At 55.4% G+C, this 10,260-nt stretch carries 10 protein-coding genes; 8 read left to right on the top strand and 2 right to left on the bottom strand.

Annotated features, from left to right (window positions below; genetic code table 11):
• Positions 1-208, bottom strand: a 208-nt coding sequence (locus tag APM_RS22340; RefSeq protein WP_206740703.1) for a DDE-type integrase/transposase/recombinase, incomplete at its 3' end; no start/stop codon positions are given.
• Positions 205-465 carry an IS6 family transposase gene (locus tag APM_RS22410; protein WP_206740702.1) on the bottom strand — a complete coding sequence of 87 codons (261 nt, stop codon included), beginning with the start codon at positions 463-465 and terminating at the stop codon, positions 205-207. The genes APM_RS22410 and APM_RS22340, both read right to left, overlap by 4 nt.
• A 572-nt stretch (positions 466-1,037) precedes the next feature.
• Here APM_RS22410 and APM_RS17295 point away from each other — a divergent pair.
• The 8 genes from APM_RS17295 (at position 1,038) to APM_RS17265 (ending at position 10,045) form a co-directional block, all read left to right on the top strand.
• A complete protein-coding gene (locus tag APM_RS17295; protein ID WP_007424688.1) occupies positions 1,038-2,108 on the top strand; it encodes an SDR family oxidoreductase in 1,071 nt (356 codons plus the stop codon).
• Positions 2,109-2,129: 21 nt separating this feature from the next.
• Positions 2,130-2,417 carry a YciI family protein gene (locus tag APM_RS17290; RefSeq protein WP_007424687.1) on the top strand — a complete coding sequence of 96 codons (288 nt, stop codon included), beginning with the start codon at positions 2,130-2,132 and terminating at the stop codon, positions 2,415-2,417.
• Positions 2,414-3,421, top strand: coding sequence for a Gfo/Idh/MocA family protein (locus tag APM_RS17285; RefSeq protein ID WP_039889129.1), 1,008 nt, complete (start codon positions 2,414-2,416; stop codon positions 3,419-3,421). Before APM_RS17290 ends, APM_RS17285 begins: the two co-directional genes overlap by 4 nt.
• Before the next feature lie 28 nt (positions 3,422-3,449).
• Positions 3,450-4,433 (top strand): zinc-binding dehydrogenase, encoded by a 984-nt coding sequence (locus APM_RS17280; protein WP_039889128.1) that lies wholly within the window; start codon positions 3,450-3,452, stop codon positions 4,431-4,433.
• A gap of 50 nt (positions 4,434-4,483) precedes the next feature.
• A complete protein-coding gene (locus APM_RS17275) occupies positions 4,484-5,491 on the top strand; it encodes an ABC transporter permease (RefSeq protein ID WP_083818707.1) in 1,008 nt (335 codons plus the stop codon).
• A gap of 64 nt (positions 5,492-5,555) precedes the next feature.
• Positions 5,556-6,572 carry a substrate-binding domain-containing protein gene (locus APM_RS20765; protein ID WP_197535489.1) on the top strand — a complete coding sequence of 339 codons (1,017 nt, stop codon included), beginning with the start codon at positions 5,556-5,558 and terminating at the stop codon, positions 6,570-6,572.
• 70 nt (positions 6,573-6,642) lie between these two features.
• Positions 6,643-9,201, top strand: a complete 2,559-nt coding sequence (locus tag APM_RS17270) for an ATP-binding cassette domain-containing protein (RefSeq protein WP_007424682.1) — start codon at positions 6,643-6,645, stop codon at positions 9,199-9,201.
• Positions 9,202-9,232: 31 nt separating this feature from the next.
• Positions 9,233-10,045: an SDR family NAD(P)-dependent oxidoreductase gene (locus APM_RS17265; RefSeq protein WP_007424681.1), complete on the top strand. Its 813-nt coding sequence runs from the start codon at positions 9,233-9,235 to the stop codon at positions 10,043-10,045.
• Positions 10,046-10,260: the final 215 nt, after the last annotated feature.

Below are 10,260 nucleotides of genomic sequence, written 5' to 3'. Positions count from 1 at the left end.
TAGCCTTCATCTCGCGCACCGCGCGGTGCGATGCGGCATAGCCGTCCAGCATGACGGTCCGCGGGCCCGAGCCCGGACCCTTGATCGCCTTGCGGAAGAACGCCTTGGCCGCGGCAACGTCACGCTTGGGGCTGAGACGGAAGTCAACGGCATTTCCGGCGCGATCGACCGCCCGGTAGAGGTAGGCCCATTCACCCTGGACCTTCACGTAGGTCTCGTCCACACGCCACGACGCTCTGCCCGGCTGCGCGAAGCGGTTCCACCGGCGCTCGAATTCCGGCGAATAGTGGTGCACCCAGCGAATGATGGTGGTTGGGCCATCGACAGGCCGCGCTCCTCCATCATCTCCACCAGGTCCCGGAAGGTGAGCTTAGAGCGCAGATACCACCGCACGCACAGGATGATCATCTCGCGGTCGAAGTGCCGCCCCTTGAACAGAGCATCCAAATCCAGAAACCTGGCCATCGCGCCGCCCTCAAAGCCACCAAATGGCTAATACGATACCGGGGCCAGCCGTTTGCAACAGAGCCAAAAATATTTCGGTGCAGGCGTGATGACACGTCATCTCACAAACAAAGCGACACATTTATCCATGGTGGATAGATTTAGATGCACTGGGTTGCATTGTTTTGCTACTTTCTGGGTACGCGTCAACGTAACGCATTATACAAAATTTAGCCGCGGCAGTTTGCCGATAAAGCGCTGTAAATGAGAGGGAACATAATGAGCAAAACACATGTTCTAGGACTCGGGCACGTCTGTCACCTGTGCCTTAAAGCGCGCGCGAGCACGATTGCACGATCCGGCTCTAATCATCGTAGCAAAGGGGAATCGTGCACCTGAGCTCAGATCTCTTGGTGTGCCGGGACGACAACCAAAACGCCCATTATTCGTTCAGCGGTGATGAAAGCTACCGCATTTTTTGGCACGCGTAGTCAAGATGCACATGAATAGATTCAGTAAATAGTTCTCTGATCAAGATACGGTCTGAGGAACGACGAGACGAAGCCTATTTGGAATCAGGAAAGACTAAAGCTATGGACAAGGGACATGTCGCACTAATCGTTGGGGCAACTGGATTATCCGGTAGCTATGCCGGTCGGTATCTTAAGAATCTCGGTTGGACTGTTGTCACCACGTCGCGCGGTGCAGCTGATTTGCCGTGGAGCGATCGTCATATAGCAATTGATCTTCAGGACTTAGCCTCTAGCCGAGCAGCACTCGCTGCCGCCTCCGATGTGACGTGCGTCTTCTATTGCACGTGGTCCCGCCAGAGCACCGAGGCAGAGAATGTTCGGGTCAACGCGCGGATGATTCGGCATCTGTTCGAGGGAGTCGCTCAAGCGCCGCTCCGACACGCGGCGTTGGTTACCGGCCTAAAACACTATTTAGGATCGTTTGATGACTACGCTAAGGTGAAGCCTTATACGCCGTTTCTGGAGACCAGCCCCCGGCTGACAGGGCCTAATTTTTATTACGCCCAAGAAGATGTTCTTTTCGAGATGGCCGCGAAGCACAATTTTACATGGTCAGTCCACCGTCCCCACACGATGATCGGATTTGTTGTTGGTAATGCCATGAATATGGCAACGACGCTCGCTGTCTATGCCTCTATCTGCAAGTATACGGGTCGCCCTTTCGTCTTTCCCGGCTCTTCGGAACAGTATCACGCGGTCACTGATATTACTGATGCCCGCATTCTCGCGCAGCAACTCCACTGGGCGGCGGTAACGCCCGAGGCAGCTAATATGCCATTCAACACGGCGAACGGCGACCTGTTTCGCTGGACGTGGCTCTGGCGGCAAATCGCCGACTATTTCGGCTTGGAGATTGGAGAATATCCAGGTCATGCGAGCCCGCTGCAGCAACAGATGGCGGATGCTGAGCCCATCTGGTCCGACATTGTGGCAAAGTATGGGCTTCAGGATATTCCGGTGAGTCGGCTCGCCTCGTGGTGGCATAGTGATGCAGATCTTGGTCGGACGTTGGAATGCTTCACAGATATGACCAACAGTCGTTCGCTCGGCTTTGCCGCCTATCAACAGACTACACGTAGCTTCTTCGACGTTTTCGACGAACTACGTGTGAGAAATATAATTCCTCGCTGAACTTACTGGAGCGGTACCACAATGCACTATGTCATTCACTGCCTCGATCATCCGGACTCGGTCGAGAAGAGACTGGATCATTATGAAGAGCACAAGGCGTATCTCGCTAAAGCATCGATCAAGACAGTGATTTCCGGTCCACTGCTGGCAGAGGACGAGCAAACGATGGTGGGCAGTTGCTTTGTCGTTGAATCTAACAGCCTCGCGGAAGTTGAAGCCTTCAACCGTGCCGACCCGTTCGCCAAGGCGGGATTGTGGGCGACTGTTTCTATCCGCGCCTTCAATAAGCGTGTGGACAATCGCGCATGAGCGGGCCGGTTCGAGTGGCCCTGATCGGCCTGGGCTGGTGGGGTCGGAAGATGCTCGACGTTCTTTCGGCGGCATCTGACGACATCCGGGTTATCCGGGTGGTCGAGCCTAACGAGGGTGCGGCAAGCGAAATTTGCACGCGCGCTCGCATTCCGCTTTCGGCCGAATATGCCGACGCTCTGAAGGATCCGGCGGTCGAAGCAGTCGTGCTCGCCACGCCGCACGCTTTGCATGAGGCTCAGATCGAGGCTGCGGTTGGCGCCGGGAAGCATGTCTTTTGCGAGAAGCCGCTGGCGTTGACGAAGGCGGGTGCCGTCAAGGCAGTGCGTCTGTGCAGTGACGCCGGGCTAGTTCTCGGCATGGGGCACGAGCGACGCTGGGAACCGCCAGTTGCGGCGCTTCTGGCCCGGGCGGATGCCGGCGAGCTTGGCCGAATTCAACAGATCGAGGCCAATTTCAGCCATGACAAGTTCCTTACTCTCGATCGTGGTAACTGGCGTTTGAAGGGTGATCAGGCTCCAGCCGGCGGAATGACGGCGACCGGAATTCACCTACTAGACCTCTCAGTGCGCTTACTGGGACCGGCGGAGAGCGTGCTCTGCATCTGTGAGCAACTTTCGTCCGATCTGCCGCAAGGAGATACGGTCGCTGCCTATGTCAAGTTTCGCGGTGGCGGCACGTCGTATGTTTCGGCATCGCTTGCCAATCCATTCATCTCGCGCTTTGCGGTATTCGGATCGAAAGGTTGGATCGATATTCGAGACAAGGCTCATGTCGAAGCACCGGATGGATGGATCGTAACGTCGGCTGCTGCCGGTGAGCCGATCAAGACGATCGAAATGCCTGCCGCAGAACCGGTGAAGGATAACCTAATCGCTTTTGCAAATGCTGTGCGCGGTATAGCGCCATACCCGATTACTGCGGAACATCTTGTCGACAATATCGCTTTGCTTGAAGCCGTATTCGCGTCAGCCCGGAGCGGAGCAATCGAAGCCGTCGCCTGATTGGTCGGCGGATCATGGGGAGAGAACAATGAAAGCACTAATTTTTGATGAGCCGAACAAGCCCGTCGTGACAGAGGTCCAGAGGCCAGTCGTGACGGCCGACAGCGAAGTTTTGATCCGATCTCGCCGCGTGGGCATCTGTCATTCGGATTATGAGCTTCTCGGTGGACGATACATAATCCCGATCTCGTACCCGGTGACACCAGGCCATGAATGGGTAGGAGAAGTCGTCGAAGTGGGTCGGAACGTGACGGGCCTGGCGGTGGGTGACCGGGTGGTCGGTGAATGTGTGATCCGAACGCCTGAGCGCATTCATCATTTCGGCTTTTCCATGGACGGTGCCAACCGTGAGTTCTTCACAGCGCGTCCCGAATGGCTTCACAAGCTGCCCGATGACATCGACGATGCGAAGGCGACCCTGATCGAACCGTTCACATGCGGCTACTATGCCGTGATGCGAAATGGCGGCACCAATGCCGCAGAGACGGTCGTCATATCGGGAGGGGGAACTATTGGGCTCGTCTCGGCCGCGGCCGCAATCGGCATGGGGGCGCGGGTCATCGTCGTAGATCCGATCAGCCTACGGCGGGACGTCGCGATGCGTCTTGGTGCCGAAGCAACTGTTGATCCGTCGTCTGTCGACTCGATCGAGGCAGTTCAGGAACTCACCAAGGGGGGAGCGGATCTCGTTGTCGAGGCCTCTGGACATGCATCGTCCCTTGCAAACGTGTTTGACTACGTGCGTCCCGAGGGCCGGATATCTATGGTCGGAATTAATATTGGTCAGAAATTTCCGGTTGAGCTCGGCAAGATTCAGATCAAGGATCTCGTCGTCCGCGGTTGCATCGGATCTCCCGGCGTCTGGCCGGCGGCGATCCGCTTCCTGGACCGTACAAAAATCGATCTGTCGCCGATCCAGACCCATCATTTCCGGCTCGATGATGCACTCGAGGCGCTCAAATTGGGATCGATGCCAGAGCGCGCTGTCAAAGTAACTCTGGAAATCGCCTAGGTGAGCTGGCTGGTTCGTCCTGTTACGCGACGGAGAGTGGGAACAAGTAGATGAAGCCCGTCAACGCAAATCCGAGCAAAATGCCCGCAACGCGACAAAGGATAACATTGCCTCTGGCGAGGGGGTTCGTAACGATTGTCTTGTCGTCTGTAGCCTTGTTGCTTATCTGTCTCGTCGTCGCGCCATCGAGTGTTTCTGCCGGCGCGCTTTCAGGAAGCCTGCCCTTCGCTGCAATCCTTGCCATTGCTGGCCTTGGACAAATGCTAGTTGTTCAGCAGGGAGGTTTCGATCTTTCGGTTGCTGGTGGAGTATCGCTCGCCGTCGTCATCTCGACCCATGTGTCTGCGGGCAATAACGCTGAACTCTTGCCTGCTATCCTGATGGCGGCTGGCTGCGCAATTGCCGCAGGATGCGCCAATGGAATACTCGTCGGGTTCCTGCGGTTGAATGCGATCGTGGCCACGATTGGCATGAATGCGCTGCTTTACGGAGCGGTATTTGCGGTCTCTGGCGGCGTTCCTAGGACGACGACTAGCCTGCTTGCCCATATCGCTGGAGGCAGCATACTAGGGATTGACAACACAGTTTGGTTTGCAGTTGCAATTCTGTTAATCGTTGCCTTCGTCATGAAGAAGACTGTGGCGGGTCGCCGCTTCGAAGCGATCGGGGCGAATCCGCGGGCGGCGCGAGCCGTAGGGCTTCGGGTGCGCCAACACCAGATGATGGCCTATGTCTGCGCACAACTCCTCTATTGCACCGCAGGCATTTTGCTGGCCGGCGTCACCAGCCAGCCGACCGCGTATCAAGGAGATAGTCTCCTGCTGCCTTCCGTCGCTGTGGTTGTTCTCGGAAGTACATCGCTGCTTGGCGGCCGGGGGTTCCCGGTTTCAACCGTAATCGCGGCTTTCTTTCTCAATCAGCTGAGCCAGTTCGCACTTGCCGTCGGTGTGCCGTACTCGGCCCAGACAATCATTCAAGCGGCAGCGCTTGGATTTGGCATAGCAGTATATTCCTTGCGTATGCCGAACTTGATCAGAACACAATTAATATCGTCATAAATGGAGGAATAACATGAAAGTGTCATGTCCAAAGTTGAGTCTTTCGGTTGCTGGAGCAGCCATTATGTTGACGCTTACGGGAGCTGCTGCACATGCAGGTGCAAGACCGTCCTGGTGTGGGCCTAAGAAGACGTCACTTGCACTTCTTGATGGGTTCGGTGGAAACAGCTGGCGTGAGATAGCGCGGGCTTCGGCAAAGCAGGAAGCCGAGAAATGCTCAAGCGTGACGAGCTTTCATTACTCAAACGCACAAGGCAATACTCAGAAAGCTATCTCTGACATCAAGAGCATGGCTGCACGGGGCGTAAAGGCGCTGGTGGTATTCGGCGATTCTGGCAGGGCGGTACTTCCCGCAATCACCAGCGTGTACCGCGCCGGTCACGTCATTGTACCGTATCGCGTTGTTGTAGGTGGGAAGTCTGGTGTCAACTACACGCAGTTCGTAAGCACGAACTTCAAGCAGAACGGCGTTGAGTGGGGTGAATGGATCAAGAAGATCCTGCCAAACGGTGGCAACATGCTGTTTCTGAGTGGCCCTGCCGGCAATAGCCAGGGGCTCCAAGAGCTTGCCGGATTAAAATCAGTCCTCGGGCCGAAGTACAAATTTGTGAACAGCCCGCCCTTCGACGTGACTAACTGGGATCCCGCATTAACCCAGCAGGTTCTGACTGCTGCGATTGCTAAAAATAAAAACATCAATGTCATAATCTCCGATTTTGGTCCATCGCTTGTCGGAGCGCTACCTGTGTTCAAGAAATTCCATCGATCGATACCGGCAATAGCCACTTCAGATGGAAACTCTCTCGGCTGTTATTGGACCAAACACCACAAGACCAACCCCGAATTCAAGCTCTTCACGGTGGCGACCGGAATCGACAATGTTCGGCTGGCTGTGGATTGGGCCGTTGCTGAGGCGACGGGCGGAAAGCTTCCGAAGAGCAGTGTATATAATGCGCCTGTTTTCGAGAATTCGGTAACTGGAAAGCCTCATCCCGTAGAGTGTCGTCCCCATCTCCCCGGTGACATCTATCTGTCGGCCGAGATGCCTGCTGCTGAGCAAGCTAAAGTCATCAATCACTGAGACTGACGTACCCCGGCGGCCGCTTTCCGCCGTAACCGTCGGGGTACAATCTGCTGATTGGTAGTGCGGAATGGAGATAACCACTTTGGCTATCGGGTATGAGCAGAAGACGGACGCGCAGAACTGCGCCGCTGCCGCAAAAACAGCCAGTATACGTCTGTCCGGGATTTCAAAGTCCTTTTCGGGCGTTTCGGCGCTTTCTGATGTGACCGTCGAGTTTCAAGCCGGCGAGGTGCACGCCGTACTTGGCGAGAACGGTGCAGGAAAGTCCACTTTAATGAACGTCATTGCCGGTGTACTTCAACCGGACGCGGGCGTGATAGAAATTGGCGACCGCCATATACCGCATATGTCGCCGGAAGTGGCAAAGTCGCTTGGCATCTCGATTTGCTATCAACACCCCTCGATCCTTGATGATCTTTCCGTGCTCGAAAACCTGCGGGTCGGGCTACCTGGTGATTTCTTTGGCGGGCGGCCCGTACGGGACGTGGCCCGTGCAATTCTTGACAATGTTGGTCTACGAGTGCCTTTGCATACTCGATGTGAGTTGTTGACAGTTGCACAGCGACACCTGCTTGAAATCGCTAAGGCCCTTGCCACCAATCCGAGGGTGTTGATCCTTGATGAGCCGACAGCTTCGCTCGATCAAGAATCAACAGATATGCTATTTCGCCGGGTCCGTGAGGTGGTAGCGCTCGGCACGTCGGTGATCTACATAACCCATAGGCTGGCAGAGCTGCGGCAAATCGCGCATCGAGTGACTGTGTTACGAGACGGACGAGTACGGGGTGGTGCGCTCGTAGATCAAGTAGACGACGCCTCGTTGCTGAACCTGATCGTCGGGAGGACTCTTACCTCCACGTTTCCAACAAAGAATCGAAGCGCGTCTGCAGAGGTCCAGCTATCAGTAAGATCCTTAACTAGTGACAGGTTTCGGGATGTTAGTTTTGATGCGTCAAGAGGCGAGATTATTGGCATTGCAGGCGTTGAAGGAAACGGACAATCAGAATTGATGCGGGCGCTCGCCGGCCTACTGCCATGGACCGGCACTATCGATCTCAAAGGACGCTCAGTTTCCTATCGTGATCTATTGCACGAGGCTGCATTTATGCCATCCGATCGTCATGCCGAGGGTTTGGCAGGAGGGCTTTCAGTGCGAGAAAACGCTGCTCTTGCTGCCCTCCCGGCATTCGCGTCATTCGGCATAATGAACCGAAAAAGAGAATTAGAGAAAATTGAGGAATCGTTTGCGTCGCTGGCAGTGAAGGCACCGTCGATCGATGCACCAGTGTTCTCGCTGTCGGGTGGCAACCAGCAGAAGGTTGTGATGGCTCGAGCTCTTCTATCGGCTCCCGGCTTGATCATTGCGGATGAGCCCACGCAAGGTGTCGACGTGGGTGCGCGAGCGGAGATTTATCGGATACTTCGGGAAGCCACGGACGCGGGAATCCCGGTGATCGTCAACTCGTCGGATGCTGCCGAGCTCGAGGGGCTCTGTGATACGGTGGTCGTTCTGTCACGTGGTCGCGTAGTAGAAACCCTGACGGGTGAGGACGTTGTAGAGGCACGAATTGTAGGAGCGGCGGTCGGAGCCGGCAGCCATTTCGTGCAGCAGGGTGGCTCCCGCCCAGGTCGAGCAGGCCACAATGCCTGGCGCCATTTTGTACAGACGGATAACGCACCAACCATACCCCTGGCGATTGTCATCGTCGCGATGGCCTTGCTCGGATACAGCAATAACTCACACTATCTCTCGGCCTTTAACGTTTCCAACATTCTTACGCTCGCAACGGCTCTCGGGTTCATAGCCATCGGCCAAACAATCGCGATGCTGCTAGGTGCGATTGATCTGTCAGTTGGCCCATTGGCCGGATTTCTTGTGGTGGTCGCGTCGTTCTTCGTGAATAGTAATCAGACTGCGGCGATCATTGGCGGTGGGTTTCTGCTTATGTTAGTCGGCGCCGTCACAATTGGCACTATTAACGGTTGTTTGATAAGATACGCGAATTTTACTCCGATAGCGGCGACCTTGGCGATGTATATCGGCCTTCAGGGCTGTAGCTATCTGCTGCGAAGTAGTCCAGGTGGATACATAAATGCCAATGTTGTCGCGTGGATTACGTACCAGATCGGGCCGCTGCCTCTTGCATTTCTGATAATGGTCGGATGTGCCTTCGCCGGAGAGTACGTCTTACGGCGCCGCAGAGCAGGCTGGGCGCTCCGCGCCACGGGGTCTGACGAGGAGTCTGCACGCAGGATCGGGTTGCGGATCGATTTGATATATCTCCTGGGTTATGTGGGATGCGCCATCTTTACTTCTTTCGGTGCCGTTATGCTTATGGCCCAGATCGGCGTCGGCGATCCATCGCAGGGTGCGAATTATACGCTTTCCAGCATTACAGCGGTGGTTCTTGGTGGTACGAGTCTGCGGGGCGGCCGTGGTACATTTGTCGGAAGCATGCTCGGTGCACTGCTCTTGACGGAGGTGCTGAACGTTGTGTCGTTCTTGGGTCTATCGCAAACATATCAGTATGTCTTCCAAGGTACGCTGATTCTCGCTGCGGCGGTCATCTATGTAACGGCACGCGGACGTGGGGGTGCGTCTATACTCGAGTGGAAAGCGAGATAATGTGGCATGATTTCTAGATGAAGGTAATGAAATGGTTTCGAGTGGTGTGAATATTAATCCTCATCGTCTTGCTGGTCGCGTGGTGATCGTCACCGGCGGCGCATCAGGGCTTGGCGAAGGTATTGCCAGGCGGGTAGCGGCGGAAGGTGCATATGTCGTCATTGCCGATATCGACGGCGCAAAAGCTATGCGTTTTGCGGAGATTCTGCATGATGAAGGGCTCTCAGCTCTAGGTGTTGCTGTGGATGTCGCTGATCGTGCCGATACACGCGCGATGGTGGACGCGGTGACGGGTGCCCTCGGCAGGATCGATGTTCTTTTCAACAATGCCGGTTTCAATAAGCCGTTGCCGTTCATGGATGTCGATGAGGCAAATTTCAACAGCATCATGCGCGTTAATGCCCTTGGTGTGATGATTGGTATGCAGGAAATTGGGCGCCAGATGATCGCGCAAGGAGAGGGTGGCAAGATCATTAATACGGCCTCGATTGCCGGACGGCAGGGCTATGCAGAGTTTGCACCCTATTGTGCTAGCAAAGCGGCTGTTATCTCTCTGACACAGGCAGCTGCACGCGAGTTTTCGCCCCACAAGATCACTGTCAATGGGATTGCACCTGGCGTTGTGGTCACCCCCCTTTGGGACGGGTTGGAGCAAGATATGATCGACAAGGGGGTGATCAAGGAGAAGGGCGAGTTTCTCAATTCATTTTCTGCCAACATTTTGATCGGCCGTCCTGCCACACCGATTGATCTCGCGGGGATTGCTGCTTTCCTTGCTTCCGCCGACTCCGACTATATGACTGGGCAGATCATTATGTGTGATGGTGGTATGGTCCTTGTCTAGACCGAAGTTTTCACTTTGGGATGACCTGATGGTCATGGGTTTCCCGGGGTAGAGTGAATTTCTACTCTCCTAATGTCTGCCCAAACGTCGCCTTGCCTACCGTTCTTACTGATCTGCCTGATGGAAGATCGAATAATCGCCCTGATGCCGGCTATCTTCACCCCATGGCAAGGGGGGCGCCGGTGTGATTGCGGACCTGTTCCGGCGTGACCCCC

It is taken from the genome of Acidiphilium sp. PM, assembly GCF_000219295.1.
GTDB lineage: Bacteria > Pseudomonadota > Alphaproteobacteria > Acetobacterales > Acetobacteraceae > Acidiphilium > Acidiphilium multivorum.
This window is presented reverse-complemented; position numbering and strand designations above follow the sequence as displayed.

Bases quoted from the DNA above. Each gene is read 5' to 3' on its own strand.
- APM_RS20765 (WP_197535489.1), top strand. From the start codon at position 5,556: ATGTTGACGCTTACGGGAGCTGCTGCACATGCAGGTGCAAGACCGTCC.
- APM_RS17275 (WP_083818707.1), top strand. From the start codon at position 4,484: ATGAAGCCCGTCAACGCAAATCCGAGCAAAATGCCCGCAACGCGACAA.
- APM_RS17285 (WP_039889129.1), top strand. From the start codon at position 2,414: ATGAGCGGGCCGGTTCGAGTGGCCCTGATCGGCCTGGGCTGGTGGGGT.
- APM_RS17265 (WP_007424681.1), top strand. From the start codon at position 9,233: ATGGTTTCGAGTGGTGTGAATATTAATCCTCATCGTCTTGCTGGTCGC.
- APM_RS17295 (WP_007424688.1), top strand. From the start codon at position 1,038: ATGGACAAGGGACATGTCGCACTAATCGTTGGGGCAACTGGATTATCC.
- APM_RS22410 (WP_206740702.1), bottom strand. From the start codon at position 465: ATGGCCAGGTTTCTGGATTTGGATGCTCTGTTCAAGGGGCGGCACTTC.
- APM_RS17280 (WP_039889128.1), top strand. From the start codon at position 3,450: ATGAAAGCACTAATTTTTGATGAGCCGAACAAGCCCGTCGTGACAGAG.
- APM_RS17290 (WP_007424687.1), top strand. From the start codon at position 2,130: ATGCACTATGTCATTCACTGCCTCGATCATCCGGACTCGGTCGAGAAG.
- APM_RS17270 (WP_007424682.1), top strand. From the start codon at position 6,643: ATGGAGATAACCACTTTGGCTATCGGGTATGAGCAGAAGACGGACGCG.